26 protein-coding genes and 1 tRNA gene are annotated in these 26,392 nt (G+C 68.7%); 16 read left to right on the top strand and 11 right to left on the bottom strand.

Features of this window, described 5'->3' with window-relative positions; genetic code table 11:
- Positions 1-866: cell wall hydrolase (locus tag G7B71_RS02040; protein WP_166037368.1), on the bottom strand; the 866-nt coding region annotated here is incomplete at its 3' end.
- 129 nt (positions 867-995) lie between these two features.
- Between G7B71_RS02040 and acs the strand changes: the two genes are divergently transcribed.
- On the top strand, positions 996-2,924 hold the full coding sequence (gene acs / locus G7B71_RS02045) for an acetate--CoA ligase (RefSeq protein ID WP_166037370.1): 1,929 nt from the start codon (positions 996-998) through the stop codon (positions 2,922-2,924).
- Here acs and G7B71_RS02050 read toward each other — a convergent pair.
- Positions 2,921-3,121 (bottom strand): hypothetical protein, encoded by a 201-nt coding sequence (locus tag G7B71_RS02050; protein ID WP_166037372.1) that lies wholly within the window; start codon positions 3,119-3,121, stop codon positions 2,921-2,923. The two genes, acs and G7B71_RS02050, sit on opposite strands and share 4 nt — an antisense overlap.
- Positions 3,122-3,181: 60 nt before the next feature.
- Between G7B71_RS02050 and G7B71_RS02055 the strand changes: the two genes are divergently transcribed.
- Complete coding sequence (locus G7B71_RS02055) at positions 3,182-4,141, top strand: glucokinase (RefSeq protein ID WP_166037374.1); 960 nt, start codon at positions 3,182-3,184, stop codon at positions 4,139-4,141.
- 4 nt (positions 4,142-4,145) lie between these two features.
- Here the strand turns inward: G7B71_RS02055 and G7B71_RS02060 are convergent, their stop codons facing one another.
- From G7B71_RS02060 to G7B71_RS02075, 4 genes are read right to left on the bottom strand one after another with little or no spacing between them, the layout of a single operon-like run.
- Complete coding sequence (locus tag G7B71_RS02060) at positions 4,146-4,928, bottom strand: SDR family NAD(P)-dependent oxidoreductase (protein WP_166037376.1); 783 nt, start codon at positions 4,926-4,928, stop codon at positions 4,146-4,148.
- 60 nt (positions 4,929-4,988) lie between these two features.
- Complete coding sequence (locus G7B71_RS02065) at positions 4,989-5,357, bottom strand: hypothetical protein (RefSeq protein WP_166037378.1); 369 nt, start codon at positions 5,355-5,357, stop codon at positions 4,989-4,991.
- Between the two features lie 48 nt (positions 5,358-5,405).
- Positions 5,406-7,010, bottom strand: a complete 1,605-nt coding sequence (locus tag G7B71_RS02070; protein WP_207774694.1) for an NAD(P)/FAD-dependent oxidoreductase — start codon at positions 7,008-7,010, stop codon at positions 5,406-5,408.
- Positions 7,003-7,485: an Lrp/AsnC family transcriptional regulator gene (locus G7B71_RS02075; RefSeq protein ID WP_166037380.1), complete on the bottom strand. Its 483-nt coding sequence runs from the start codon at positions 7,483-7,485 to the stop codon at positions 7,003-7,005. Before G7B71_RS02075 ends, G7B71_RS02070 begins: the two co-directional genes overlap by 8 nt.
- A 112-nt stretch (positions 7,486-7,597) precedes the next feature.
- Here G7B71_RS02075 and G7B71_RS02080 point away from each other — a divergent pair, with 112 nt between their 5' ends.
- Positions 7,598-8,911, top strand: a complete 1,314-nt coding sequence (locus G7B71_RS02080; protein WP_166037382.1) for a S41 family peptidase — start codon at positions 7,598-7,600, stop codon at positions 8,909-8,911.
- Positions 8,912-9,040: 129 nt separating this feature from the next.
- Here G7B71_RS02080 and gorA read toward each other — a convergent pair whose 3' ends face one another.
- Both gorA and pgi read right to left on the bottom strand, forming a co-directional pair.
- Entirely contained in the window at positions 9,041-10,390 is a 1,350-nt protein-coding gene (gene gorA, locus G7B71_RS02085) for a glutathione-disulfide reductase (protein ID WP_166037384.1), read from the bottom strand.
- A 74-nt stretch (positions 10,391-10,464) separates the two neighbouring features.
- Complete coding sequence (gene pgi, locus G7B71_RS02090; RefSeq protein ID WP_166037386.1) at positions 10,465-11,985, bottom strand: glucose-6-phosphate isomerase; 1,521 nt, start codon at positions 11,983-11,985, stop codon at positions 10,465-10,467.
- A 127-nt stretch (positions 11,986-12,112) separates the two neighbouring features.
- Between pgi and lepB the strand changes: the two genes are divergently transcribed.
- The 4 genes from lepB (at position 12,113) to G7B71_RS02105 (ending at position 16,079) form a co-directional block, all read left to right on the top strand.
- Entirely contained in the window at positions 12,113-12,994 is an 882-nt protein-coding gene (gene lepB / locus G7B71_RS15600) for a signal peptidase I (RefSeq protein ID WP_243406056.1), read from the top strand.
- Positions 12,991-13,653 carry a ribonuclease III gene (gene rnc, locus G7B71_RS15605; RefSeq protein ID WP_243406057.1) on the top strand — a complete coding sequence of 221 codons (663 nt, stop codon included), beginning with the start codon at positions 12,991-12,993 and terminating at the stop codon, positions 13,651-13,653. Before lepB ends, rnc begins: the two co-directional genes overlap by 4 nt.
- A gap of 36 nt (positions 13,654-13,689) precedes the next feature.
- Entirely contained in the window at positions 13,690-14,583 is an 894-nt protein-coding gene (gene era, locus G7B71_RS02100) for a GTPase Era (protein ID WP_166037388.1), read from the top strand.
- Between the two features lie 83 nt (positions 14,584-14,666).
- Positions 14,667-16,079 (top strand): glycosyltransferase family 39 protein, encoded by a 1,413-nt coding sequence (locus G7B71_RS02105; protein ID WP_166037390.1) that lies wholly within the window; start codon positions 14,667-14,669, stop codon positions 16,077-16,079.
- Between the two features lie 34 nt (positions 16,080-16,113).
- Here the strand turns inward: G7B71_RS02105 and G7B71_RS02110 are convergent, their stop codons facing one another.
- Complete coding sequence (locus G7B71_RS02110; protein ID WP_166037392.1) at positions 16,114-17,340, bottom strand: RtcB family protein; 1,227 nt, start codon at positions 17,338-17,340, stop codon at positions 16,114-16,116.
- Between the two features lie 260 nt (positions 17,341-17,600).
- On the opposite strand from G7B71_RS02110, the gene G7B71_RS02115 reads away from it, so the two are divergent.
- Positions 17,601-18,374 (top strand): histidine phosphatase family protein, encoded by a 774-nt coding sequence (locus G7B71_RS02115; RefSeq protein WP_166037394.1) that lies wholly within the window; start codon positions 17,601-17,603, stop codon positions 18,372-18,374.
- 1 nt (position 18,375) lies between these two features.
- Here G7B71_RS02115 and G7B71_RS02120 read toward each other — a convergent pair whose 3' ends face one another.
- The gene (locus G7B71_RS02120) at positions 18,376-19,092 is read right to left on the bottom strand and encodes an NAD-dependent deacylase (protein ID WP_166037395.1); all 717 of its coding nucleotides are present in this window, start codon (positions 19,090-19,092) and stop codon (positions 18,376-18,378) included.
- Positions 19,093-19,296: 204 nt separating this feature from the next.
- Here G7B71_RS02120 and G7B71_RS02125 point away from each other — a divergent pair, with 204 nt between their 5' ends.
- Entirely contained in the window at positions 19,297-20,148 is an 852-nt protein-coding gene (locus G7B71_RS02125; protein ID WP_166037404.1) for a serine hydrolase, read from the top strand.
- A 376-nt stretch (positions 20,149-20,524) separates the two neighbouring features.
- Here the strand turns inward: G7B71_RS02125 and G7B71_RS02130 are convergent, their stop codons facing one another.
- Positions 20,525-20,722, bottom strand: coding sequence for a hypothetical protein (locus G7B71_RS02130; protein WP_166037406.1), 198 nt, complete (start codon positions 20,720-20,722; stop codon positions 20,525-20,527).
- Positions 20,723-20,830: 108 nt separating this feature from the next.
- Between G7B71_RS02130 and dapB the strand changes: the two genes are divergently transcribed.
- From dapB to G7B71_RS02165, 7 genes are all read left to right on the top strand, one after another.
- Entirely contained in the window at positions 20,831-21,562 is a 732-nt protein-coding gene (gene dapB / locus G7B71_RS02135) for a 4-hydroxy-tetrahydrodipicolinate reductase (protein WP_166037408.1), read from the top strand.
- 94 nt (positions 21,563-21,656) lie between these two features.
- Entirely contained in the window at positions 21,657-22,337 is a 681-nt protein-coding gene (gene nth, locus G7B71_RS02140) for an endonuclease III (protein ID WP_166037409.1), read from the top strand.
- Positions 22,334-22,726, top strand: coding sequence for a hypothetical protein (locus G7B71_RS02145; RefSeq protein WP_166037411.1), 393 nt, complete (start codon positions 22,334-22,336; stop codon positions 22,724-22,726). Before nth ends, G7B71_RS02145 begins: the two co-directional genes overlap by 4 nt.
- 51 nt (positions 22,727-22,777) lie before the next feature.
- Positions 22,778-22,854, top strand: a tRNA-Arg gene (locus G7B71_RS02150).
- Positions 22,855-23,013: 159 nt separating this feature from the next.
- Positions 23,014-24,072, top strand: a complete 1,059-nt coding sequence (hppD, locus tag G7B71_RS02155) for a 4-hydroxyphenylpyruvate dioxygenase (protein ID WP_166037413.1) — start codon at positions 23,014-23,016, stop codon at positions 24,070-24,072.
- Between the two features lie 26 nt (positions 24,073-24,098).
- Positions 24,099-25,385: a homogentisate 1,2-dioxygenase gene (hmgA, locus tag G7B71_RS02160; RefSeq protein ID WP_166037415.1), complete on the top strand. Its 1,287-nt coding sequence runs from the start codon at positions 24,099-24,101 to the stop codon at positions 25,383-25,385.
- On the top strand, positions 25,382-26,389 hold the full coding sequence (locus tag G7B71_RS02165; protein ID WP_166037417.1) for a fumarylacetoacetate hydrolase family protein: 1,008 nt from the start codon (positions 25,382-25,384) through the stop codon (positions 26,387-26,389). The genes hmgA and G7B71_RS02165 overlap by 4 nt, the downstream gene beginning before the upstream one ends.
- Positions 26,390-26,392 lie beyond the last annotated feature (3 nt).

Below are 26,392 nucleotides of genomic sequence, written 5' to 3' on the forward strand. Positions count from 1 at the left end.
ACCGGCACGCCGGCGGCAGCGAGCGCCGCGCGGTCGGGCTGGCCGAAGCCGCCGCGCCAGGCGATGGCGGGCTCGGCGCCGGCATAGCGCGAGCTGAACGCCGCGGGACGGCCCCAGCCGCCCTGCCAGCGGTAGAAGATGTGCGCGCCAATCTGGGTGATCTTGGCGAGCGTCGGGGCCCAGTAGGGGAAGACGTAATTGGCGTGATAATGGGTGGCGAGGCCGACCGGGCGGTGGACATAGCCGCCCAGCGCAGCCTCCGCGACCGCGCGCACCCGGTTCCAGATCGCCGGGATCGGGGTACGGCGAAGCGAGCCGTCGCAGGTGAAGCTGAACTGGCAGCCGGTGACGCGCTGGTGCCCTTGGAAGACCACGCCGCACACGGTGCTCGGATAGGCCGGGTGGCGGACTCGGTTGAGAACCACCTGGGCGACCGCGCGCTGGCCGTCGACCGGCTCGAGCGCCGCTTCGTAATAGATGGCGGCGGCGAGGCAGTCGATCGAGCGCATCCGAGCGACTTCGTCATTGCTCAGTCGGAAGGCGGCCGCGGCCGGGTTCGGCCCCGTCGCGACGGGCACTTCGGCATTGGCCTTCTGCGCGTCCTCGGCCGACATCGGCGCGAGCGCGTTGGGATCGCTTTCCGGCGCGACCGGCGGCACCACGCCGGCGAGAACGGCGCGGGCCGCGGCGGTCGGCACCGACGGGTCGTTGCTTCCGGCGGTCAGCGAAAAGGCCGCGATCGCATAGAGGCCCAAAGCGAGCAGCAGAACGAAGCCGGCGATCAGCGCGCGCAACCGCACTGAGCCGAGCCGCAGGAAGCTCGGCACGGCCGGGATGACGGGTCGAGGCAGAGTGAGCGCACGCATGAGATGGGGGCCCTTCATACTCCATCGAGTGTATTAGTACAACCCTACACCTCCGCCGCGGCCGGCGATCCGTCTGGCCTAGGGCGCGTCAGAGCGCTAATCGCCTCCGCAAAGAGTGGAGACGGCCGCATGAACGAGATGATCCCACCCCCCTCGGACGCGGTCGCGGGCACCCACTGCACCAGCGAAGATTACACGAGGCTGTACCGCGAGTCGCTCGACAGCCCGGAAACCTTTTGGGCGCGCGAGGCACGGCGGCTCGACTGGTCAAGTTTCCCGAGCCGGATCGCCGACTGGTCCTACGATCCGGTCGACATCCGCTGGTTCGAGGATGGCGTGCTCAACCTCTGCCATAATTGCGTCGACCGTCACCTCGAGGCGCGCGCCGACCAGGTTGCCATCATCTTCGAGGGCGACGAGCCAGGCCAAGGCCGCACGGTCACTTATGGCCAACTGCACCGCGACGTCGTTCGGATGGCGAATTGCCTCAAGGCGCTCGGCGCCACGAAGGGCGACCGAGTCACCATCCACCTGCCGATGATCCCGGCGGCGGCCGTAGCGATGCTCGCCTGCGCCCGCATCGGCGCGGTGCACAGCGTGGTGTTCGCCGGCTTTTCGGCCGAGGCGCTTCACGGGCGCATCGAGGATTGCGCGAGCCGGATCGTGATCACCGCCGACGGCGGCAATCGCGGCGGCAAGCTCATCCCGCTGAAGGCCAATGTCGACGCCGCCATCGCCAAGGGGGCCGAGGTCGACGCAGTCCTCGTCATCGGCCATTGCGGCAACGACATCGACTGGGTCGAGGGCCGCGACCATTGGTACGACCGCCTCGGCGAGACGGTGCCCGACACCTGCCCGTGCGAGCCGATGAACGCCGAGGATCCTTTGTTCATCCTCTACACGTCGGGCTCGACCGGAAAGCCCAAGGGCGTCCTGCACACGACCGGCGGCTATGGCGTGTGGACCGCGAGCACGTTCCATTACGTGTTCGACTACAAGCCGGGCGAGGTGTTCTGGTGCACCGCCGACGTCGGCTGGGTCACCGGCCACAGCTACGTCGTCTACGGCCCGCTCGCCAACGCGGCGACCGTGCTGATGTTCGAGGGCGTGCCCAACTATCCCGACTTCAGCCGCTTCTGGGAGGTCGTCGAACGGCACAAGGTCAACATCTTCTACACCGCCCCGACCGCGATCCGGGCGCTGATGCGCGAGGGCGAAGCGCCGGTGACCAAGCACGACCGCTCGTCGCTGCGCCTGCTCGGCACGGTCGGCGAGCCGATCAACCCGGAGGCGTGGCGCTGGTACTGGCGCGTGGTCGGCGACGAGCGCTGTCCGGTGGTCGACACCTGGTGGCAGACCGAGACCGGCGGGATCATGATCACCACGCTGCCCGGCGCCCATGCGATGAAGCCGGGATCGGCGGGCCGGCCCTTCTTCGGAATCGAGCCGCAATTGGTCGACGGCGACGGCGCGGTGCTCGAGGGCGCGGCGTCGGGCAACCTTTGCATCGCCCGCTCATGGCCGGGGCAGATGCGCACCGTCTATGGCGACCACGACCGCTTCGTGCAGACCTATTTCAGCACCTATCGCGGCAGATATTTCACCGGCGACGGCTGCCGCCGCGACGAGGACGGCTATTACTGGATCACCGGCCGTGTCGACGACGTGCTCAACATCTCCGGCCACCGCCTCGGCACCGCCGAGATCGAGAGCGCCCTGGTCAGCCACACGCTCGTCGCCGAGGCCGCAGTCGTCGGCTACCCGCACGAAATCAAGGGCCAGGCCATCTATTGCTACGTGACCCTGGTCGCCGGCGAGGAAGGCTCACCCGCGCTCGAGCAGGAGCTGCGCCAGCACGTGCGGACGGAGATCAGCCCGATCGCCAGCCCGGACCTCATCCACTTCACCCCGGCCCTGCCCAAGACCCGCTCGGGCAAGATCATGCGACGCATCCTGAGAAAGATCGCGGAGAACGATTTCGCCAATCTCGGCGACACCAGCACGCTCGCCGAGCCGGCGCTGGTCGACAATCTGGTGGAGGGGCGAAGGAACCGCTAGTCGTCGCGCTCGTGGGGCGTCTGCATCGGCAGGCTCCAGCGGATCTGCTCGCGCAGGCGCGCCTCGGTCTCGACGTCGCCGACCTGGTGGGCATGAGCCCGGCGGCGAAGCAGGCGGCTCAGCACCGCCGCACGAGAATGCGGCGCCGCGCGGGCTTTCGCCATTGCCTGGGCAAGATCGACGGGACGCTTGGCCATGGACCCCGATAGGCGAAAGACGATTAAAGACAGGTTAGGCTTGTTGGGACAAACCCTCAGATGAAGATCGTGGCGGGCGACATCGGCGGCACTCATGCCCGCTTCGCGATTGCGGAGGTGGCGCCCGGCGCGCCGGTTCGGCTGGGGCCGATGCGCAAGTACCGCACCCGCGAGCATGCCGACTTCGGCTCGGCCTGGGCGGCGTTCCGAAGCGACAATGGCGGCGCGCTGCCCGCCGCCGCGTCGCTCGCCGTCGCCATCGCGATCGAGGGCGACGTGCTGCGCTTCCCGAACAATGACTGGGCGCTCGACCGGCGGACGCTCGCCGGCGAGCTGGGGCTCGATCAGCTGCTTCTGCTCAACGACTTCGGCGCGGTGGCGCATGCGGTGTCGGCGTTGGGAGCCGATGCGCTGGAGCCACTCGGCGGCCCGGAGGCGCCGGCGGCCGGCAATGGCATCACGAGCGTGATCGGCCCCGGCACCGGCCTCGGCGTCGCCCTGTTCGCCGAGCGCGAGGGCCGAGTCGAAGTGATCGAGACCGAGGCGGCGCACATGGCCTTCGCGCCGCAAAGCCTGGAGGAAGAGGCGGTCGAGCGCGTGGTTCGGGCGCGCTATGGCCGCTGCTCGATCGAGCGGGTCGTGTCAGGGCCCGGCCTGGTCGAGATCTATGCGATGCTGGGCGGGGGCGAATGGGACGTGCTCGACGCCGGCACGCTGTGGAGCGCAGCGATCGACGGCGACGATCCGGTCGCGGCGCGGGCGCTGGACCTGCTGGTCGCCTGCTTCGGCGCCGCGGCGGGCGACATCTGCCTCGCCCACGGATCGATGCGCGTGGTGGTCACCGGCGGCCTCACCAACCGCATGAAGGCGCGTCTCGCCACGCCGCTGTTCCACGATCCGTTCCGAGCGAAGGGACGCTACCGCCCGCGCATGGAGCGCGTGCCGGTCCAGCTCTGCACCTATCCCGAACCCGGCCTGCTCGGCGCCGCCGTCGCGTTCCAGCGCGGCGGCGGCGCGTGAAGGCTTAGCGCGGCGCCATCCGGATGCCACCGTCGAGGCGGACATATTCGGCATTGAGATAGACCGTCTCGGCCATGAACACGGCGAGCTTGGCATATTCCTCGGCCTGGCCGAGGCGCTTGGGGAACGGCACCTGGGCGCCCAAAGCGTCCTGCACCTTCTCCGGCATCATCGCGACCATCGGGGTCTTGAACACGCCGGGAAGGATGGTGTTGACCCGGATGCCCTCGCCCATGAGGTCGCGGGCGATCGGCAGCGCCATTCCGAGCACGCCGGCCTTGGAGGCGGTGTAGGCGGCTTGGCCGATCTGGCCGTCCTGCGCCGCCACCGACGCGGTGTTGATGATGCAGCCCTTCTCGCCGTCGGCGAGCGGCTCGAGGTCGGCCATTCCGGCCGCGCTCGCGGCGATGCAGCGGAAGGTGCCGATCAGGTTGATCTGGATGGCGAGCTCGAACTGGTGGATCGGGTAGCGCTTGACCGCGCCGGTCTCCTTGTCGCGGCCGACCGTCTTCATGGCGTTGGCGACGCCGGCGCAGTTGACCAGGATGCGCTCCTGGCCGTGCGCGGCGCGCGCCTTTGCGAAGCCGGCGTCGACCGCCTCGTCCGAGGTCACGTCGACCTGGCAGAAGATTCCGCCGATCTCCGCGGCGACCTTCTCGCCCTTGTCGGCATCGCGGTCGAAGATGGCGACCTTGACGCCCTTGGCGGCGAGCGCGCGGGCGGTGGCCTCGCCGAGGCCGGAAGCGCCGCCGGTGACGACGGCGGCGATGTCGGAATTGAGCTGCATGGACGTGTCCTCCCTTTGCGCGCTCCCTAGAGCGCGGGAGGACCGTCCGGCAAGATCGCGTCAGTCGAAGCTGATCCGCACTCCGGCGCCGGCGATGGCGCGGTTCTCGCGCTCGATCAGATTGTCACGGACCCGCTCCATGTTGCTCCGCCGGCGCGGCAGATCGCCGATGCGGAAGCGGCCGATGCCGAACACCGCATTGTCGTCGACGTCCCAGCTTTCGAGCAAGCCCGATCCGGCCGGCTGGGCAGGCTCTTCGAGCGGGCGCAGGCGAAGGCTCTCGTCCGTCTGGCCGGTGGGCGCCTGGCGGAGATCGAAGGAGGCGGGCGGTGCGGCCCGGGTGGCGCGGCGGTTCTGTGCGTCGGCCGGGCTGGCCAAGACAAACAGGCACGGGATCGCCATCGCCGCGGCAAAGCGACGTGCGTTCATAAGTCACCCCTGTCGTAACTTGAACTTGCCAGCTGAAGCGCTTCAGGCTTAGCGGAAGTTCCGCTTGTTACGCCAGAGAAATGAACGCCGATCAGCCAATATGGCACGGGCCGCATTGTGGCCGGGCGCGCCGGTGACTCCGCCGCCGGGATGGGCGCCCGACCCGCACAGATACAAGCCGTTGAGCGGCATGCGATAATCGGCGTGGCCGAGCATCGGACGTGCCGAGAAAAGCTGGTCGAGGCTCATCCGGCCGTGGAAGATGTCGCCGCCGATCAGTCCGAAGCGGCGCTCGAGGTCGAGCGGCGACAAAGCGAGACGGCCGACGACGGATGCCGCGAAGCCCGGGGCGTAGCGGTCGACATGGGCGATGATCGCGTCGGCGACCTTGTCGCGGTGCGCGTCCCAACCGCCTGGCAGGTCGTAACGGAAATGTTGGCAGAACAGGCTGGCGACGTGGCGCCCCTCCGGCGCGAGGCTGTTGTCGAGGGTCGAGGGGATCAGCATCTCGACGATCGGCTCGGCCGACCAGCCATGCTGGCGCGCGTCGATATAGGCGCGGTCCATATATTGGAGCGACGGGGCGACGATGATTCCGGCGGTGAGATGGTCGCCGGGCTCGGGCAGCGAGGTGAAGCGCGGCAGCTCCGACAAGGCGACGTTCATCCGGAAGGTAGCAGACTCGCTCTTCCAATGCGCCATTCGGGTGGCGGCATCCTCCGGCACAGCGCCGTCGGGCAGCAGCTGGGTGAACAGCAGCTTCGGGTGGACCCCGGCCGCGACGGCCCGGGCGCGATAGGTCGTGCCGCCCGCGACGACGCCGGCCGCCCTGCCCTTCTCGACGATCACTTCGCTGACAGGGGCGCCGGTGACGATCTCGACGCCCCGGGCGCGACACGCCTTGGCCATCGCCTGGGTGATCGCGCCCATGCCGCCGATGGCGTGGCCCCAGGCGCCGGGGACTCCGGCGGCCTCGCCAAAGACATGGTGGAGCAGGACATAGGCCGAGCCCGGGGTCCACGGGCTGCCGAAATTGCCGACGACGCCGTCGAAGCCGAACAAAGCCTGGACGAGCTCCGTGCTGAAATAGCGCTCGAGCACCTCGGCGGCGGGCTTGGTGAAGAAATCGACGAGATGGCGCTGCTCCTCGAGCGGCAGGCGCCCGACGCCGCGGCCCAGCGAGGCGAGCGCGATGAGATCACCGAGGCCCCCGCCCGCATTCGGCGGCGCGCGCAGAAGCCACTGGCGAAGAACGGCGACGACCGAGTCGAGCGCGGCGATATAGGCGTCGTAATTGGCGGCGTCGGCCGGCGAGTGACGCGCGATCTCGCGCTTGGTGAGGCCGCCGCGGCCGCCGAGCAGATAGTCGCCGCCCAGCGTCGGCAGGAAATTGTCGACCTTGCGCAGGACGACGTGCAGGCCGTGGCGCTCCAGGTCCATGTCCTCGATCACCTGCGGCTGGAGCAGGCTCACCGTGTAGCTGGCGGTCGAGTTGCGGAAGCCAGGCGCGAACTCCTCGGTCACCGCCGCCCCGCCGACCACGTCGCGCGCCTCGACCACCGTCACCTTCATCCCGGCGCGGGCGAGATAATAAGCGCAGACGAGGCCGTTATGCCCCGCGCCGATGATGACGACGTCACTCTGATTATTCACTCGGGGATTCCTCAAGAGGGTAGGCCAGGGTCGCTTTCACCCGCTTCTTGACGAAGCTCGTCTCGAAACGGCGGACTGCCGGGTGCTCGGCGAGCATGGCGTCCGCGAAATCGTTGTACGCACCCATGTCGCGGGCGGCGACGAGCAGCAAGATGTCGAACGTGCCGGCGATGTCGAGAAGCAGCTGGACGTTGGGGCTGGCGGCGAGGCGGCGGCGGAGGCGGTCGCCTTCCTGCGGCGCGTGACGCTCGAGCTGGATGTGGACGATCGCGGAGAGCGGCTGGCCGGCGGCGCGGTCCGAGAGGATGGCGACGTCGGCCGCGATGGCGCCGCTTGCGCGCAGGCGGCGCACCCGGCGGGCGATGGCAGAGGGCGAGCGCCCGACTTGCTCGGCGAGCCGGTCGGCGGTCTGGAGATTGTCGCGCTGGAGCGCCGCGAGCAAGCGGCGGTCGAGCGCGTCGAGTGTTTGCCGCATGGCGCCGCTTCGCTCCCTCCCATGCCAGAAACTGGCAAGCTCCCGTCGCTGTTTGCCGCAATCCGGCGCGCCACCCAAGGGATAAAGGCGGCAGCGAATGGGAGCTTTTCCGATGATGCGTTCGACCGCCTTGCTTGCCGCCGCCTTCTGTCTCGCCGCGCCGGCCGCAGCGCAGCCTGGCGGCCGGCCCTCGCCTGCGGCCGCGGCCGTCAACGCCCAGCAGGTGGTGAACGAGGTCCGGCGGGTGATCGCCGAGCGCTACGTGCTTCCTGAGCGGCGTCCGGCCCTGGACGCGGTGCTGGCGGAAGGCTTGTCATCCGGCCGCTACGCCACCGACGATCCCAGGCTTCTCGCCGAGCGGATCAACGAGGACCTGACCCGGGTCGGCCGCGACCGCCACCTCAACTTCCGCTACGATCCCCAGGCGGTCGGCCTGTTCGCCGGCGGCGGGCGCCAGCCGGACCCGGCCGCCTATGAGCGGCAGGCGCAGCGGCGCAACTATGGCATCCGCGAGCTTCGCGTGCTCCCCGGCAACGTGCGCTACATGGCCTATGACGGGTTCGACTGGACCGGCGACACCTCCGCCGCCGCGCTGGAGACGGCGATGCGCTTCCTGTCGGGCGGCGACGCGGTGATCATCGACTTGAGGCGCAACGGCGGCGGAAGCCCAGCGGCGGTGCAATATATCACCAACCATTTCATGGCCGCGGGCCAGCCGCTGATGACCTTCCACATGAACGGTTCGGAGACTCCCGACCGCACCGCGACGCTGGCCGAGGTGCCGGCGGGCCGCATGATCGGCAAGCCGCTCTACGTGCTGACCAGCAACATGACGGCATCGGCCGCCGAGGAATTCGCCGGCCATGTCGCCGGCTACCGGCTCGGCCAGCTGGTCGGCGAGACCACCGCCGGCGCGGGCTTCCGCAACGAGCTGGCGCCGATCGCCGGCAATTTCATCCTCAGCGTGTCGGTGGGCCGCGCCGTGCTCGCCTCGACCGGGCGCGACTGGGAGGCGGTCGGCCACGCCCCGAACATCGCCACGCCGGTCCCAGCGGCGCTCGACGCGGCGCATGCGGCGGCGCTTCGCCAGCTCGCCGAGACCGCCACCGGCAGCGACCGCGACCGCATGCTCGTCCTGGCCGACACGGTGGCGGCGCGGGGCGAGGGCCGCGCGCCGGCCCTGTCGCTCGCGGCCTATGCGGGCGCGTTCGGCGAGCGTTCGATCATGGTCGACGGCGACCGGCTCTACTACCAGCGCGGCCAGCGGCCCCGCGAGCTGCTCATCCCCTTGGGCGCCAATCGCTTCGCGCTGGACAACAACCCGCTGCTCCAGGTCGAGTTCGCCGCGGACGGAAGCCGCGCGACGGCGTTCACGATCACCCCAATCGGTGACGCGCCGCAGGGGACATATCAGCGGACGCAGTAGTTCGCTCCTCCCCTTCAGGGGAGGGGACGGGGGTGGGGAGCGGCGACGGAGGCTCGATGCCTCCGGCGGCGATTCTAGCGGCGAGCTCCCCCACCCCAGCCCCTCCCCTGCCAGGGGAGGGGCTAGCGTCTACCGCATCAGCACCAGCTCTTCGCTCATGGTCGGGTGGAGGGCGATGGTCTCGTCGAACTGGCTCTTGGTGAGGCCGGCCTTCACCGCGATCGCGGCGGCCTGGAGGATTTCGGGCGCGTCGGGGCCGATCATGTGGAGGCCGACAACCTGCTCGGTGCCTTCGTCGACGATCATCTTGTAGAGCGCGCGCTCGTTGCGGCCGGCCAGCACGTTCTTCATCGGCCGGAAGTCGGCGGTGTAGGTCTTGTAGCTGCCGAGCTGGTCGCGCGCCTGGCTCTCGGTCAGGCCGACGCCGCCGATCGGCGGGTGGCTGAACACCGCGCTCGGGATGTTGTGATAGTCGACGCGGGTCGGCTTGTTGCCGAACAATGTGTCGGCGAAGGCCTGGCCCTCGCGGATCGCGACAGGGGTCAATTGGACTCGGTCGGTGACGTCGCCGATCGCGTAGATGCTCGGGACGCTCGACTGGTTGTCCTCGTCGACCAGGATCGCGCCGTTCTTGCCGAGCTCGACGCCGACTTTCTCCAGGCCGAGACCGACCGTGTTGGGCGTGCGCCCCACCGCCCATAGAAGCATGTCCGCCTCGATCGGCTCGTGATCCGTCATGTGGATCATCAGGCTGCCGTCCTGCTGCTTGTCGATCCGCTCGAACGGCGCGTTGAAGACGAAGTTGATGCCCTTCATCACGCTGATCTGCAGGAGGCGGTCGCGGATCTGCTCGTCATAGCCGCGCAGGATCGTGTCACCGCGATTGACCAGGGTCACCTTGCAGCTGAATTCGTGGAAGATGCCGGCGAACTCGTTGGCGATATAGCCGCCGCCGGCGATCACCGCGCGCTTCGGAATCTCGTCGAGGTGGAAGACCTCGTTCGAGGTGATGCCGTGCTCGGCGCCCTCGACATCGGGCACCATCGGCCATGAGCCGGTGGCGACGAGAATGGTCGCGGCCTTGATCTTGGTGCCGTCGGCGAGGGTGACCTCGTTGGCGCCGGTGATGGTCGCGCGCTGGTCGAACACCTCGACGTGATTGTTCTCGAGGATGCCGCCATAGATGCCTTCGAGCCGGTCGACCTCGGCGAGGACGTTGTCACGAAGGGTCGGCCAGTTGAACTCGCAGTTCGGCACGTCCCAGCCGAAGCGGCGAGCGTCCTGCAAATCCTCGGCGAAATGGGCGCCGTAGACGAGCAGCTTCTTGGGCACGCAGCCGCGGATCACGCAGGTGCCTCCCAGGCGATATTCCTCGGCCAGAGCGACCCGAGCACCATGCGCCGCCGCCACGCGCGAGGCGCGCACCCCGCCGGAGCCACCGCCGATCACGAACAGGTCATAGTCGTAGGTGGCGGGCATCGGGTCGGCTCCTCGGGTGATCGGTACGCGGGCGATATGGGTCGGACGGGGCGGGGCGGCAATCGGCCCCGGGGTTAGTCTTCGAACTCTCCCTCCGCCCCGAAGGCGCGCTCGATGAGGGCCTGGGTGGAGGGGTCGAACGCCAGGGCGCCGGGCATGTCGATCGCCTTGGCCATTTCCTTGCCGAGCTCGACCCCGAACTGATCGAACGGGTTGATCCCCAGCAGCACCGCGTTGGCGAAGACGCGGTGCTCGTAAAAAGCGAGCAGGGCGCCGAGGCTGCGCGGGTCGAGGCGGTCGAGCAGGATCGTCGTCGAGGGGCGGTCACCCGGATAATTGCGGTGCGGATCGTCCGACCGGCGGCCGGCCATGAGCGCCGCGCCCTGGGCGAAGCAGTTGCTGAGCAGCTGGGCATGATGCTCGAACGAGAGCGAATGGCCCGGCTCGGTGCAGGCGATGAACTCGACCGGGACCAGATGCGTGCCCTGGTGGAGCAGCTGGAACACGGCATGCTGGGCGTCGGTGCCGACCCCGCCCCAGGTGATTGGCGCGGTCGCGCGGCCGACGGGGGAGCCGTCGAGGCGGACGCTCTTGCCGTTCGATTCCATCTCGAGCTGCTGGAGATAGGGCGGCAGCAGCCGAAGCCGTTCGTCATAGGCGAACACGCCCCGCGTCGCGCAGCCGCGGACATTCGCATAATAGCGGTCGACGAAGGCGGCGAGGACGGGGACGTTGTCGGAAATCGGGCTGTGGCGGAAATGGCGGTCCATCTCCGCGGCGCCCTCCAGCAGCTCCTCGAACGCGGTCCAGCCGAGCGCGAGCGCGGCGGGGAAGCCGATCGACGACCACAGGGAGAAGCGACCGCCGACGGTCTCGCTGAACGGCAGGATTCGGGTCTCGTCGATGCCATATTCCAGCGCTCGGTCGGGGCTGGCCGTAACGGCGATGACCCGGCCGTAGGGGTCGGGAACGCCATTCTCCTCCATCCACTGGAGCGCCGAGGCGGCGTTGAGCATCGTCTCGGTAGTGGTGAAGGTCTTGGACGCGATGACCAGCAGAGTCGAATGCGGGTCGAAATGGCGGATCGCCTCCGCCAGAGCGGCGCCGTCGACATTGGAGACAATGGCGGTGTCGTAGCGGCCGGAATCGCGGCCGAGCGCGTCGACGATCAGCTTGGGACCCAGCGCCGAGCCGCCGATGCCGACATGAAGGATGTGGCGGACCGGACCAAACGCCTCGGCCTCGACCGCATCCACCAGGGTGCGCATGCGGGCGTGGAACTGGCGCGCCTGCTCGACGCTCTCCGCAGCCCCCTCGCCCCGCTCGGCGGTATGCTCGGCGGCGCGGCCCTCGGTGGGATTGACGACGGCGCCGGCGAACAGCGCCTCGCGGTGGCCGGCGAGGTCCTGAGCCTCGGCAAGCGCTGCGAAGCGCTCGATCAGGCGCGCGTCGAGATGGGTCTTGGCGAAGTCAAAGCGGATTCCGCACGCTTCCCGGACCAGCCGGTCCAGCCGGTCGGGATCGGCAGCGAACAAGTCCGCCAGAGTCCTCGTCTCGGCGGCCGCGCCGTCCAGCGCCTGCCAGGCGTCTTCCATCTCACACTCCCTGATCTTCACCGCCGCCCTAGGCGCAGTTGAACGCCCATTGAAGTGGATTGCTGCATTCCGGCCGGGGCCAAGGCTTCGCTTGACCCGAACCCCGTCGCCAAGCGAAGGGACCGGAATGGCAAGCGAAAGCGACAAGGCCGCGCCCGCCGCGGAACAGGCTCCCGTCCCGTCTGCGGCCGAAACGCCGCCGGAAAAGCAGGAGAAGGAGTCGATCTGGAGCTTCCTGCGCTTCCTGCTCATCCTCGGCGTCGTCACCCTGCTGGTGCGCAGCCTGCTGTTCGCGCCGTTCAGCATCCCGTCGGGATCGATGCTGCCGAACCTGATGATCGGCGACTATCTCTTCGTGTCAAAATGGCCCTACGGCTATTCGCGCTATTCCTTCCCGTTCGGAATCGCCCAGTTCGACGGCCGCATCATGTCGTCGCTGCCCGAGCGCGGCGACATCGCCGTATTCCGCTACCCCGGCCCGCGCAACGAGGATTTCGTCAAGCGAGTCATCGGCCTGCCCGGCGACACGATCGAGGTGCGCGGCGGCGCCACCATCCTCAACGGCCAGCCGGTGCAGCGCCAGGCCGCCGGCCAGTTCGTCGTGCCGGTGTCCGAGAACAGCCCGTGCAGTCCCTATCCGGGCAGCGCGGCGCGGCTGATCGCCCAGCCGGACGGCACGCCCGCCTGCTCCTATCCGCTGGTGCGCGAGACCCTGCCGGGCGGGCGAAGCTTCGACACGATCGACCAGTTCCCGGCGTCGGAAGGCGACAATGTCGCGCAATTCACCGTCCCCGAAGGCCATGTCTTCGTGATGGGCGACAACCGCGACGACAGCCTGGACGGCCGATTCCCGGTGGCTCGGGGCGGCGTCGGCCTGCTGCCGCTGGAAAACCTGCAAGGGCGCGCGCTGATCAGCTTCTGGTCGACCGACGGATCCGCCGCGTGGCTGCTGCCCTGGACCTGGTTCAGCGCGGCGCGGTGGAGCCGGATCGGGATGACCTATCCGTGAGCGATCTCGCCGCGTGGGTGAAGGCCGAGACCGGCCACGCCCCCGCCGACATTTCCCTGTTCGAGCGGGCGCTGACCCATTCGAGCCGCGGCGGCGCCGATTATGAGCGGCTGGAGTTCCTCGGCGACCGCGTGCTCGGCGTGGTCATCGCCTCGTGGCTCTATGCGCGTTTCGACAAGGAGAGCGAAGGCCAGCTGTCGCGCCGCTTGAACGTGCTGGTGTCGCGCGAGACCTGCGCCGAGGTGGCGCGCAACATCGGCCTCGCGCCGCGCATGCGCCTTGGCAAGCAAGCGCTGGAGGACGGCGCCGGCGACAGCGACAATGTGCTCGGCGACATGATCGAGGCGCTGCTCGGCGCGCTCTATCTCGAAGGCGGAGTCGCCGCGGCCGAGACCTTCGTCCGGCGCCAGTGGGAAAGCTTCGTCGAAGAGCAGCGCTCGGCGCCCAAGCACCCCAAGTCGGGGCTCCAGGAGTGGGCCGCGGCGAACAACCGCAAGCCCCCCGAATACCGCCTGGTCGACCGCTCCGGCCCCCACCATGCACCGCGCTTCATCGTCGAGGTGCAGGTGCGCGGCGCCGGCGAGGCCCAGGCGGAAGGCACAAGCAAGCAGGAAGCCGAAACCGAAGCGGCCCGCCTGCTGTTGGAGAAACTGGGATAACCCCTACCTTCTCCGCATGAACAAGGATTCCAAGTGATGGCACAACGCGCGGGCCTGGTGGCCGTGGTTGGCGCACCCAATGCGGGCAAGTCGACCCTGGTCAATGCGCTGGTCGGGCAGAAGGTGGCGATCGTGTCGCCCAAGGCGCAGACGACGCGGACTCGGCTGATGGGCATCGCCTTGCTCGGCGAGACCCAGGTCCTCCTGGTCGACACGCCGGGAATCTTCGAGCCGCGCCGGCGCCTCGACCGCGCGATGAACGCCGCGGTGTGGGAAGGCGCCAAGGACGCCGACGCGATCGCCCTGGTGGTCGACGCGGCCAAGGGCTTCAACCGCGCCCTGGAGCAGATCGTCCAGCGCATCGCCGAGCGCCGCGAGCCCAAGATCCTCGTCCTCAACAAGGTCGACATCACCAAGAAGGACGATTTGCTCGCGCTGATCGCCGGCATGAACCAGCGCGTCGACTTCACCGACACGTTCATGGTCTCGGCAACGACCGGGGACGGGGTCGCCGACCTCAAGGCCGCACTCGCCGCTCGGATGCCGGAGGGGCCGTGGCTGTTCCCTGAGGACCAGGTGTCGGACGCGACCGACCGGATGATGGCCGCCGAGGTGACGCGCGAGCAACTCTACCTCAAGCTCCACGCCGAGCTGCCTTATGCGAGCGCGATCGAGACCGAGAAATATGAGGAGCGCAAGGACGGCTCGGTCGCCATCCACCAGCAGATCCTCGTCGGCCGGCCGACCCAGAAGGCGATCGTGCTCGGCAAGGGCGGCACCATGATCCGCCAGATCGGCGAGGCCGCGCGCACCGAGCTCGCCGAGCTTCTGGGCCGCAAGGTCCACCTCTTCCTCCACGTCAAGGTGAAGCCCGACTGGGAGGAGGACCGCGGCCTCTATCGCGAAATCGGGCTGGACTGGGTCGAGTAAGGTTCGCGTGGGCGGCTGTCCGCCTGCGGGACGGCGCTGAAGCAGCGGTCGCGGGCCCTCACGCGAGAGCGTAGGCCGCTCTCATGGCCACCCTCGCGCAACGCATAGACGCGGCACCCGCACGCTTCGCTCGCACGTCGACGATCGGCTGGCCGGCGCTGGTGGTGCTGGTCGGGATCGTCGCGGTCGCGGTCGGGTGGACCGGGTTCATCGCTTCGGACGACCAATTCTATTATTTCGGCGCGCTGGAGTGGGCGCAGAGCGGGCCGTTCGCGGGCGACAGCCACTGGACGACCCGCTTCCCGCTTGTCCTCAGCCTCGCCGCGGCGATCAGGGCGGTGGGCGCTGAACCGCTCGCCCTGCATCTCACCGCCATCGCCTGGTACGCCGCGTTCGTCGCCGTCGGCATCCTGCTCGCGCGGCGGATCGCGGGTCAGCACGCCGGCTGGATCGCAGGCGTGCTTCTCGCGAGCATGCCGCTGATCGCCACGGGCGGCTCGATCGTGAATTGCGACAATCCCGAAGCGGTGTTCCTGATGCTCGGCGCCTGGCTGCTCGCCGGCGAGGTCGAGCGGGCACGCGTGAGCCGCTGCCTGCTCGCCGGAGCGGCCTTCGGGCTGGCGATGCTGAGCCGCGAGACGGCGGTGCTGGCGCTGTCGGGCCTCGGAATCCTGTTCCTCCTCGGCCGTCCCCTCCCCCGCTGGGCGCTGCTCGCGGTCGGCTGCGGCGCGGCGCTGGTGCTGGTCGGTGAGGCGGCGTTCCAGTGGGCGATGACCGGCGACCCGCTTCACCGCTACGCCCTCGCCTTCAATCACGATTCCCGCCTTGACCGCGCGGCCAACGAGGAAGGCAATCTGCTCGTCCACCCGGCGCTCGACCCGCTGCTCGTGCTGTTCGTGAACAACGAATTCGCCCTGATGTTCTGGCTGGCGATCCCGGCGACGCTGGCGATGCGCCGCGCGGGCATGGACTGGCGCCGCTTCGCGCCAATGCTGGCGATGGGCGCCGCTTCGTTCGTGCTGGTCGCCCTGTTGTCGCACAAGCTGGTGCTGAACCCGCGCTACTTCACGCCGACCGCGGTCGCCGCAACGATCCTCGTCGCCGCCTGGATCGCCCGTCTCGCCCCGAAGCGCGCTGCCGCAATCCTCGCCGTCGCGGTGGCCGCCAACCTCGCCATGCTGTCGCTGCAGAACAACCATCCGCGTTGGGAAGCGACGGCTCTCGTCGAAGCGGCAGCCGCAGATCCGTCTCGCCCGATCGCCGCCGCTCCGGAAATCGTCTCGCGCGCCGAGTTGCCACTGCACTGGGCGGGCCTGTCGAATGTGCGAAACGATGCCCGCTACGCGCTCGTCCCGGCGGACGAGGCAGCCGGGTTCGCGGTGATGGAGCGCTATCCCGCGCCTTGGCGGCCCGCCGGCGCCTTCCTGGCCGCGCTGGGGATCGAGGTCGACCGGCTCAAGGCCGGCCAGAACATGGCGCTGGTCCGCCTCTACTAACAAGTGAGGCCCGCCTCGCGGCGAGCCTCACCCGTCAGCCCTTGATATTGATGATCTGCCTGAGCCGGTGCTTGATCCGCACCAGATCGGTCTGCGCGTCCATCACCGCCCCGATGTCCTTGTAGGCCGCAGGGCTCTCGTCGATCACCCCGGCGTCGGTGCGGCACTCGATGCCCTTCACCGCCGCCTGGTGCTGCTCCAGGCTGATCAGCTTCTTCGCCTGGGTGCGCGACATCACCCGGCCGGCGCCGTGCGAGCAGCTGTGAAAGCTGTCCGCGCTGCCGACCCCTTCGATGATGAAGCTCCCCGTTCCCATCGATCCCGGGATGATTCCAAGGTCGCCCTCGCGGGCGCGCACGGCGCCCTTGCGGGTGACCCACACATCCTCGCCGAAATGATGCTCCCTGACCGCATAATTGTGGTGGCAGTTGATCGCCGCCTTGTCGGTCTTGAACGGGGGCACATGACCGCGAAGGGCATCGAGGACCCGGCCCATCATGATCTCGCGATTGGCCATCGCGTAATCCTGAGCGAAGCTCATCGCCTCGATATAATCGTCGAACAACTGCGTCCCTTCCGACAGGAACGCGAGGTCCCGGTCGGCGAGGTGGAAGTCGAGCCGCTCTTTGGCGATCGCCTCGCGGGCCGTGTCGATGAAGTAGGTCCCGATCCGGTTGCCGGTCCCCCGGCTCCCGGAGTGGAGCATCACCCACACGCGGTCCTCTTCATCGAGGCAGATCTCGATGAAGTGGTTCCCGCCGCCCATCGACCCAAGCTGGTCGGACGTCTTGCCGTCGACCTTCGGGTGCTTCGACTTGATCCGCCGCCAGCGGTCCTCGAACCGGTCGTGCCACACGCGGCCGATCGAGTTCGGAGTCGACGCCCAGCCACCCTTGGCGTGGTTGGCCGTCTGGCTCGTCTCGAAACCCTTGGGCACCGCCCGCTCGATGTCCGCACGGATCGCGCCGAGGCTGTCGGGCAGGTCGCTCGCGATCAGGCTGGTGCGCACCGCCGACATTCCGCAGCCGATGTCTACCCCGACCGCGGCCGGGATGATCGCCTTCCTGGTGGCGATCACCGAGCCGACCGTGGCGCCCCTGCCGAGATGCACGTCGGGCATCCCGGCGACATGGCTGTGGATGAACGGCAGCGACGCGATGTTGCGCAGCTGCTGCATCGCCTGCGCCTCGAACGGCGCGTGGCTGTCCCACAGCTTGAGCGGCGCTCCCCCGCTTTGGTGCACTGAAAATTTCGTACTCATCTTACTCTCCCCTTGGTGAAATCCCGCGAGGAGGACGGCCGTTCCGGCGTCTGAGCTTTCGACTATGGAGGAAAGTTCGACCAGCTGGCGCTGCGCCCTCGTCACGGGCGCAACGACGCGCCCGGTCAGCCCCAGGGGCTACCGACTTCGAGACGAAGGGTGCTGGTCGCGTTCATAGCGATCGAGCCAATAGCCGAATTGCTGCACTGCGGCAACCGGGGCACGTTGAGAGCGCCCGCGCGTTCGCCTATCGCCCAGCCATGCCGCGTCCGATCAACATCCTGCTCGTCCGCCACGCGGTGTCCGCGGCTAATCTCGACCGCAGCCTCTATCAGCGCTTGCCCGACCCCAAGGTACCGCTGGCGCCCCAGGGCCACGAGCAGGCGCGCGCGGCGGGCGACGCGGTCGCGGCCTGGCTGAAGACGCAGGAGCCGGGCGGCACCCGCATCCTGTGTTCGCCCTACCAGCGCACGCGCGAGACCTGCGCCGGCATCGAGGCGGGGCTGAAGGCCAACGACGTCGCGTACGACCGGATCGAGGAGCTGGCGCTCAGGGAAATGAGCTTCGGCCTATTCGACGGCATCGCCGACGAGGAACTGCCCCAGCTCTTCCCACGCGAGCACGCCCATTATCAGAAGCATGTCGATTTCGAGGGCGAGTTCTTCGCGCCGATGCCCTTGGGCGAGAGCCGGGTCCAGGTCGCCGACCGTGTGAAGGGCGTGTTCGGCACCCTCATCCGCGACAATCGCGAGCGCGAGAATGGCTGGCGAATCCGCAATTTCGTCATCGTCAGCCACGGCGTCACGTTGCGCGCCTTCATCATGCAGTGGCTCCACCTGACGCCCGAATGGTTCCAGGCCCAGCCCAACCCGGCCAACGCATCGGTCTCACTGATCTCCAGCGACGGAGTCGAGCCCTATCGGCTGAGCACCGTGTTCGAGGGCTTCCCTCACCGCCCGACCAAGCAGGACATGCGCGAGGAAGGCGTCGTCCAGCCGGCGGCGGACACGACGGTGGCCGGCGAGCCGGGCTGACTCAGGGGTTCGCCGCCAGCACCTCCTCCACCCAGGCCGGCACCAGCTCGCCCGCTTTGCCGATCCGCGTTTCGTGGAAGAAGATGCTGCCCTGGCGCGGGTCGAGGTTCATCTCGAGCGTGCGGGCGCCGCAATAGCGGGCGGTCTGGACGTAGCCGGCGGCGGGGTAGACCGCGCCCGACGTGCCGATCGACACAAACAGGTCCGCCTCCATCAGCGCCCTGTCGATCCGCTCCATCTCATAGGGCATCTCGCCGAACCACACGATGTCGGGCCGAAGCTTCCCCGCGACGCCGCATGTCGGGCAGTCCGGGCCGTTGGCCAATTCCCCTTGCCACGGCGAGCGCGCGTCGCAGGCGCGGCACCAGGCGGATTTGAGCTCGCCGTGCATGTGGAGCAGGCGACTGGCCCCTGCGCGCTCGTGGAGGTCGTCGACATTCTGGGTGACGATGAGGAGGCCGCCCTTCCACTCCTTGTCGAGCCGCGCCAGCGCCGCATGGGCGGCGTTGGGTTCGACCTCGTGCAGCCGCGCCCGCCGCGCGTCGTAGAAGCGCTGGACCAGCGCCGGATCGCGCGCGAAGCCCTCGGGCGTCGCGACGTCCTCGACGCGGTGCCCTTCCCACAGGCCGTCCGGGCCGCGGAACGTCGCAACGCCGGATTCCGCCGAAATGCCGGCGCCGGTGAGGATGACGATGTTGCGGATGTCGCTGAAATCCATCCGCCCCGCTTAGCCGGTGCATCGAAACTTCGCGAGGGAGCCGCCCGATCACGTCGCGCCGCGTCCGATCGGCGCAAAAAAATCTCGGCACGTCGCAGGGACGGGATCAAATTAACCGCAGGGTCTCGCCGCATCGGGAAATCTGATGGAAGAACACGGTCCTGGGCCCGGGCAAGGGTCTCGCGTTATTGGTGGGGTGTGCACATGCGGCGTTTTGCGTGGCTGGTCTGGATTCTCGCTCTCGTTGCTCAGCCTGCCTGGGCCCAGACTTCGGCGCGGCTTCAGCCGCTCGAGCAACGGCTCGCCGCGCTGGCGACCGAGAATCCCGGCGACTACGGCTTCGCCGCGCTCGATCTCGCGACCGGCGAGACAGTCAGCTTCAATGGCGACCAAGCCTTCCCAATGGCGAGCACGATGAAGATCGCCGTCGCCGCCGCCTATCTCGACGACGTCGAGGCCGGTCGGCGCAGCCTCGACGACAGTGTCGGCGGCGTCAGCGCCCGCAGGCTGATGGATGCGATGATCACGCGCAGCGACAACCGCGCGACCGACCAGTTGATCGCGATGCTTGGCGGCCCAGCGGTGGTGGACGAGTGGCTGCGGAGCCACGGAGTCACCGGCATGCGTGTCGACCGGACCATCGCCCAGCTGCTCGCCGCCCGCCGCGACCTGCGCGACGTGCGCGATTCCAGCACGCCCGTGGCGATGCTCAACCTGCTCCGGCTGATCGACAGCGGCAGGGTGCTGCAGCCGCACAGCCGCGCCATGCTGCTCGACATGATGGCCCGCTGCCGCACCGGATCCAACCGAATCCGCGGCCTGCTGCCGCCCGGCACCCATGTCGAGAACAAGACCGGCACCTTGAACGGCTACACCGGCGACGTCGGGTTCCTCACCCTGCCCGACGGCCAGCGCATCGCAGTCGCCTTCTTCGCCCGCTACGGCTCCAACCGCCCCGCCGTCATCGCCAGCGCGGCGCGCGCCATCTATGACAATTTCGCGCCTGGCGGGGCGCCGGGCGCAAGCAGGGCGACGATGGCGGTCGCACGCCACTAGGACCGGCCAGGGCACCAGCCGCAGAGCTGAAGCAATTCGGCCACAGGGCGCCCGGAACCTGAATCGGCTCGTCGCTTCCCAGCTTCTTGCCCGACTCCCATGAGCTTATCTGTGGGCACATGAGTATCGCTTGTCTGTTCGGCCACCATCGCCCCTCCCTCCAATCCATCTCGCGCCGGCAGGGCGGCTATGCCGCCATCTGCGAATCCTGCGCGCGGCCGCTGGAACGCAGCGAAGAAGGCCGCTGGCGTGCCTCTGAGCCGCTCGATGGACGATCGGGAAGCCGTTCCGCCGCCTGATCCGGCCCGCCCCGAAACAACAAAAAAGGGGCGCGAGGCCGATTGAACCTCGCGCCCCCTTCGATCTCGGGCGTGCTCTAGTTGGTGGTCGGCTTGACGTTGATGTCGGCCTTGATCTCGGTCGGGTCCGAGCCGCCGCTGAACATCTCGGTGCCGCCGAACACCAGGAACAGCACCACCAGCACGGCGATGAGCAGGACGACCGCGAGGACGGCGCCGCCACCGCCACGATCGCCGTCTGTCACCACCACGGTTTCACGATCACGCTCGGCCATTTGAATTACTCCGGCAAGTTGGATTGCGGGGGTTAACGCCCGTTGGTTCCGACTGTTCCGCCCCCGTCCCGGTTGCGCAGGAGGCCGCTTTCCGCGACATGAGGCCGCATGATCGGCATCGGCATCGTCGGAGCGAAGGGACGGATGGGGCGCGCGATCGCCGCCGTCCTCAAGGAGCATGAACGCGCGCGGCTCGTCGGCGGCGCGGACCGAGGCGACGATCCCACCTGGCTGGCCGAGGCCTGCGACGTGCTGATCGACTTCTCCTCGCCCGCCGCGCTGGCCGGAACGCTCGCCGCCGCCGAGGCCGCGGGGAAACCGGTCGTGATCGGCACCACGGGCATCGGCGACGAGCATCACGCCGCGATCGACCGCGCCGCTCGGAGCATCCCGGTGCTCCAGGCCGCCAACATGTCACTCGGGGTCAACCTGCTCGCACATCTCGTGCGCGAGGCGGCGGCGCGGCTGGGGCCGGACTGGGACATCGAGATCGTCGAGATGCACCACCGCCACAAGGTCGACGCGCCATCCGGCACCGCCTTGCTGCTCGGCGAGGCCGCTGCCGCGGGGCGCGGGATCGACCTCGCCGCCCATAGCGAGCGCGGCCGCGATGGAATCACCGGGGCGCGCCAGAGCGGCGCCATCGGCTTCGCCTCGCTGCGCGGCGGATCGGTGGCGGGCGACCACCAGGTCGTGCTGGCCGCGGAGGGGGAGCGGATCGAGCTCGGCCACCGCGCCGAGAGCCGCGACATCTTCGCCCGCGGCGCGGTGCAGGCGGCCTTGTGGCTGCACGGCCGCCCGGCCCGCCGCTACGCGATGACCGACGTGCTCGGCCTCTGATGATCGGGGGAAGAGCTGAGCCTGCCGACATCCCGCCCGTATGGGAGAGGGGGAGGACAGGTCGTCGGCAGGCTCGGGCCGAGCGGTAAGGCCGATGCTGAAAAAGGATATACCGGAATTCTACCGGTTGCTCGCGGAGCGCACGCCGAACCCCAAGACCGAACTCAAATCCGTCAACGACTACACCTTGCTCGTCGCGGTGGTGCTGTCGGCCCAGGCGACCGACGCCGGAGTCAACCTCGCCACCCGCGACCTGTTCGCCAAGGTGCGGACTCCGCAGGCGATGGTCGCGCTCAGCGAGGAGGGCCTCAAGCAGCACATCAAGACGATCGGCCTGTTCAACACCAAGGCCAAGAACGTCATCGCCCTGTCGCGCATCCTGGTCGACCAGTATGGCGGCGAGGTGCCGGCCGACCGCGACGCGCTCGAGGCGCTGCCCGGCGTCGGCCGCAAGACCGCCAACGTGGTGATGAACACCGCGTTCGGGCACGAGACGTTCGCGGTCGACACCCATGTGTTCCGGGTCGCCAACCGCACCGGCCTTGCGCCCGGCAAGACCGTGCTCGCGGTCGAGACCAAGCTCGATAAGGTGACCCCCCAGCCCTATCGCCGCGACGCCCACCATTTGCTAATCCTGCACGGCCGCTATGTGTGCAAGGCGCGCAAGCCGGAATGCTGGCGCTGCGTCGTCGCGCATCTGTGCCGCTACCAGCCCAAGACGCCGCCGCCGGGCACGGTGCCGGCGCGGCTGGCCAAGAAGGGGGTGAAGGCATGAGGTTTCCGATCGCTGTCGCGGCAATCGCCTTCGGCGGGCTCGCCGGCTGCACCGGCGACGACGGCGCCGTGCGCTCGACCGACGCCTGGGCACTCGCCACCGCCAACCCGGTCGCGCCGCCGGTGAGCTGCGTTGAGAAGGCCCGGATCGCCGGCACCGCGGTGCGCGACGACCGCACGGTCGACTTCTCGCTCGACGATGGCCGACTCATGCGCAACCGCCTTCCGCAAATCTGCCAGGGCCTTCGCGGGAGCCGATTCATACAGCGCAGCGCGACCGACCGGCTGTGCAGCACCGACACCATCACCCTGGTGCGCGCCGACGGCAGCGCCCGCGCCAGCTGCGGCCTCGGCAGCTTTCAGCAGATCACCGTCCCGCCGCGCGGATAGGGGCTGGCTCGCCGCTTTTCCTTTTGCTAGACGCCCCTCCTCCCGCGCGATGCACCCGTAGCTCAGCTGGATAGAGCGCTGCCCTCCGAAGGCAGAGGTCACAGGTTCGAATCCTGTCGGGTGCGCCAGCCATTCCTTCCCTGTTCGTAGACCGCGCGCTAACCCGTCGATTGGTCGGTCGTGGGTCGACCGGCGCCGTGATCCGCATTCGCCTAGGACTTCCCCGCCCCGCCACGCCGGAGTAGGAGGGGCGCCGACCCATCCTGTTGCTTGAGAAGGAGCGCGCCATGGCGACGCAGCAAACGGTTCGCGAGAACCCGATCGGCCTCAACGGCTTCGAATTCGTCGAGTTCACCGGCCCCGATCCGGAGGCGCTCGCCGGCCTGTTCACCAGGCTCGGCTTCACCCATGTCGGCAACCACCGCGGCAAGGCGATCCGCCGCTACTGCCAGGGCGACGTCAACTTCATCCTCAACATGGAGCCGACCGGCCACGCCGCCGAGTTCCGCGCCGCCCACGGCCCCTCGGCCAGCGCGATGGCGTTCCGCGTCGAGGATTCCGCCACGGCGCTCAAGCTCGCGGTCGAGCGCGGCGCCACCGAGACCAAGGGCGACCTCGACCTGCCGGCGCTGGAAGGGATCGGCGGATCCTATCTCTATCTCGTCGATCCCTCCGCCCAGGAGCGCCTCTACGAGCAGGATTTCGAGACGATCGCCGAGTGCGGCCCCGGCGCCGGCCTCCACACGCTCGACCACCTCACCCACAATGTGAACCGCGGCCGGATGAACCACTGGGCGTCCTTCTACGAGCGCATCTTCAACTTCCGCGAGATCCGCTATTTCGACATCGAGGGCCAGCAGACCGGCCTGCTGTCGCGGGCGATGACCGCGCCCGACGACAAGATCCGCATCCCCTTGAACGAGAGCCAGGACGATTATTCGCAGATCGCGGAATATCTGAAGGAATATAAGGGTGAGGGCATCCAGCACCTCGCCTTCGCGACCGACGACATCTTCAAGACGGTCGACCAGCTCCGCGCCGCGGGCGTCAAGTTCCAGGACAGCCCCGACACCTATTACGACATGATCGACCAGCGCATCCCGCATCACGAGCATGACGTTCAGGCGATGCGCGACCGCCGCATCCTGATCGACGGCTCGCCCGAGACCGGCGAGGGCCTGCTCCTGCAGATCTTCACCGAGAATATGGTCGGGCCGATCTTCTTCGAGATCATCCAGCGCAAGGGCAACGAGGGCTTCGGCGAGGGCAATTTCAAGGCTTTGTTCGAGAGCATCGAGCTCGACCAGATCCGCCGCGGGGTGATCCCCGCGAAAGCCGAGGCGTGAGCCCACCCGTCGCGCGGGAGCAGGACGTGGCGGATTACTTCCCCGGCTTCGGCGGGCATTTCGAGACGGAGGCGGTGCCGGGGGCGCTGCCGAAGGGGCGCAATTCGCCGCAGCGGCCGCCGTTCGGGCTCTATGCCGAGCAGCTGAGCGGGACGGCCTTCACGGCGCCGCGCGACCATAATCGGCGGTCGTGGCTGTACCGGCTGCGGCCGTCGGCCGAGCACCCACCCTATCGCCGCTACGACGGCGCCAAGCTGTTCGCGCCGGGCACCTTGGACAAGCCGCTGCCGCCCAACCGCCTGCGCTGGAACCCGCTCGACCTGCCGAGCGAGCCGACGGACTTCGTCGACGGCCTCGTGACGATGATGGCCAACCGCTCGCCTGAAAGTCTCGAGGGCGTCGCGGTCCATGTCTACCGCGCCACCAGGGACATGGAGCGGCGCGCCTTCTTCAACGCCGACGGCGAATTGCTGATCATCCCCGAGCAGGGCCGGCTCGAGCTACTGACCGAGCTCGGCCGCGTCGACCTTTCACCAGGCGAGGTCGCGCTGGTTCCGCGCGGGGTGCGTTTCCGGGTCATGCTTCCGGACGGCCAGGCCCGCGGCTATGTCGCCGAGAACCAGGGCGCGCTGTTCCGCCTGCCCGATCTGGGCCCGATCGGCTCCAACGGCCTAGCCAATCCACGGGATTTCCTCACCCCTCGCGCCTGGTTCGAAGACCGCGACGAGCCGTTCGAGCTCGTGCAAAAATCGCTTGGGTCCCTGTGGGTCACCGAGCTCGGCCACAGCCCGCTCGACGTTGTCGCCTGGCACGGCAATCTCGCGCCGTGGAAGTACGATTTGAGCCTGTTCAACACGATCGGCACGATCAGCTACGACCACCCCGATCCCAGCATCTTCACCGTTCTGACTTCGCCCAGCGACGTGCAGGGCCGGGCCAATGCCGACTTCGTCATCTTTCCGCCTCGCTGGATGGTCGCCGAGGACACGTTCCGGCCGCCCTGGTTCCATCGCAACGTGATGAGCGAGTGCATGGGCCTGATCCACGGTGCCTATGACGCCAAGGCCGAGGGCTTCGCGCCGGGCGGGCTCAGCCTGCACAACCTCATGGCCGGCCACGGGCCCGACGTGGCGAGCTGGCAGGCGGCGAGCGAGGCGGAGCTGAAGCCGCACAAGATCGAAGGGACGATGGCCTTCATGGTCGAAACGTGCTGGCCCTATCGCCCGACCCGGTTTGCGCTGGAGAGCGACGCGCTCCAGAAGGACTATGACGCCGCCTGGGGCGGCTTTCCGAAAGCGAGGCTGCCCGAATGAAACTTGGTTCCTTGAAGGGCGGCCGCGACGGACGCCTCGTCGTGGTCAGCGACGATCTCGCTTGGTGCGCCGACGCGACCCATATCGCGCCGACGCTGCAGGCCGCGCTCGACGATTGGGCCGAGGTCGCGCCGCAGCTCGAGCTGCTCGCCACCGACCTCGCCCACGAGGTCATCCCGATGATGCGCTTCCACGAGCGCCAGGCCGACGCCCCCCTGCCCCGCGCCTATCAGTGGGCCGACGGCTCGGCCTACGTGAACCATGTCGAGCTGGTGCGCAAAGCACGCGGCGCCGAGATGCCGGAGAGCTTCTGGACCGACCCGCTGATGTACCAGGGCGGCTCCGACGAACTTCTGGCCCCGCGCGACCCGATCCCGCTGGCGGACGAAAGTTGGGGCTGCGACCTCGAGGCCGAAGTGGTGGTCGTGGTGGACGACGTGCCGCAGGGCTGCACCCGCGAGCAGGCGCTCGGCCACATCAAGCTCATTGGCCTCGTCAACGACGTGAGCCTGCGCAACCTCATCCCGGCCGAGCTCGCCAAGGGCTTCGGCTTCGTCCAGTCAAAGCCCGCCTCCGCGCTGTCGCCTGTGCTGGTCACGCCCGACAAGCTCGGCGGCGCCTGGCAGGACGGCAAGCTCAGCGGCATTCTCAAGGTCGATCTCAACGGCCAGCCCTTCGGCCGCGCCGACGCCGGGGTCGACATGACCTTCGACTTCGGCACCTTGATCGCTCACCTCGCTAAGACCCGGAATCTCGGCGCCGGCTCCATCATCGGATCGGGCACGGTGTCCAACCGCGACTCCGACGGCGGCCCCGGCAAGCCGGTCGACCGCGGCGGGCGCGGCTATTCCTGCCTCGCCGAGGTGCGCACCGTCGAGACGATCCTCGACGGCAAGGCGGCCACGCCCTTCCTCAAGCATGGCGACAGCGTCCGCATCTGGATGGAGGACGAGACCGGCCACTCCATCTTCGGAGCGATCGAGCAGGAAGTCGTGCCCGCCTGAGCG

This window comes from Sphingosinicella sp. YJ22 (genome assembly GCF_011320075.1).
In the GTDB taxonomy this organism is placed as follows: domain Bacteria; phylum Pseudomonadota; class Alphaproteobacteria; order Sphingomonadales; family Sphingomonadaceae; genus Allosphingosinicella.

What these genes read in the sequence shown, in the direction of transcription:
- acs (WP_166037370.1), top strand. Translation starts at nt 996, where the DNA reads ATGAACGAGATGATCCCACCCCCCTCGGACGCGGTCGCGGGCACCCAC.
- G7B71_RS02050 (WP_166037372.1), bottom strand. Translation starts at nt 3,121, where the DNA reads ATGGCCAAGCGTCCCGTCGATCTTGCCCAGGCAATGGCGAAAGCCCGC.
- G7B71_RS02055 (WP_166037374.1), top strand. Translation starts at nt 3,182, where the DNA reads ATGAAGATCGTGGCGGGCGACATCGGCGGCACTCATGCCCGCTTCGCG.
- G7B71_RS02060 (WP_166037376.1), bottom strand. Translation starts at nt 4,928, where the DNA reads ATGCAGCTCAATTCCGACATCGCCGCCGTCGTCACCGGCGGCGCTTCC.
- G7B71_RS02065 (WP_166037378.1), bottom strand. Translation starts at nt 5,357, where the DNA reads ATGAACGCACGTCGCTTTGCCGCGGCGATGGCGATCCCGTGCCTGTTT.
- G7B71_RS02075 (WP_166037380.1), bottom strand. Translation starts at nt 7,485, where the DNA reads ATGCGGCAAACACTCGACGCGCTCGACCGCCGCTTGCTCGCGGCGCTC.
- G7B71_RS02080 (WP_166037382.1), top strand. Translation starts at nt 7,598, where the DNA reads ATGATGCGTTCGACCGCCTTGCTTGCCGCCGCCTTCTGTCTCGCCGCG.
- gorA (WP_166037384.1), bottom strand. Translation starts at nt 10,390, where the DNA reads ATGCCCGCCACCTACGACTATGACCTGTTCGTGATCGGCGGTGGCTCC.
- pgi (WP_166037386.1), bottom strand. Translation starts at nt 11,985, where the DNA reads ATGGAAGACGCCTGGCAGGCGCTGGACGGCGCGGCCGCCGAGACGAGG.
- lepB (WP_243406056.1), top strand. Translation starts at nt 12,113, where the DNA reads ATGGCAAGCGAAAGCGACAAGGCCGCGCCCGCCGCGGAACAGGCTCCC.
- era (WP_166037388.1), top strand. Translation starts at nt 13,690, where the DNA reads ATGGCACAACGCGCGGGCCTGGTGGCCGTGGTTGGCGCACCCAATGCG.
- G7B71_RS02105 (WP_166037390.1), top strand. Translation starts at nt 14,667, where the DNA reads ATGGCCACCCTCGCGCAACGCATAGACGCGGCACCCGCACGCTTCGCT.
- G7B71_RS02110 (WP_166037392.1), bottom strand. Translation starts at nt 17,340, where the DNA reads ATGAGTACGAAATTTTCAGTGCACCAAAGCGGGGGAGCGCCGCTCAAG.
- G7B71_RS02115 (WP_166037394.1), top strand. Translation starts at nt 17,601, where the DNA reads ATGCCGCGTCCGATCAACATCCTGCTCGTCCGCCACGCGGTGTCCGCG.
- G7B71_RS02120 (WP_166037395.1), bottom strand. Translation starts at nt 19,092, where the DNA reads ATGGATTTCAGCGACATCCGCAACATCGTCATCCTCACCGGCGCCGGC.
- G7B71_RS02125 (WP_166037404.1), top strand. Translation starts at nt 19,297, where the DNA reads ATGCGGCGTTTTGCGTGGCTGGTCTGGATTCTCGCTCTCGTTGCTCAG.
- G7B71_RS02130 (WP_166037406.1), bottom strand. Translation starts at nt 20,722, where the DNA reads ATGGCCGAGCGTGATCGTGAAACCGTGGTGGTGACAGACGGCGATCGT.
- dapB (WP_166037408.1), top strand. Translation starts at nt 20,831, where the DNA reads ATGATCGGCATCGGCATCGTCGGAGCGAAGGGACGGATGGGGCGCGCG.
- nth (WP_166037409.1), top strand. Translation starts at nt 21,657, where the DNA reads ATGCTGAAAAAGGATATACCGGAATTCTACCGGTTGCTCGCGGAGCGC.
- G7B71_RS02145 (WP_166037411.1), top strand. Translation starts at nt 22,334, where the DNA reads ATGAGGTTTCCGATCGCTGTCGCGGCAATCGCCTTCGGCGGGCTCGCC.
- hppD (WP_166037413.1), top strand. Translation starts at nt 23,014, where the DNA reads ATGGCGACGCAGCAAACGGTTCGCGAGAACCCGATCGGCCTCAACGGC.
- G7B71_RS02165 (WP_166037417.1), top strand. Translation starts at nt 25,382, where the DNA reads ATGAAACTTGGTTCCTTGAAGGGCGGCCGCGACGGACGCCTCGTCGTG.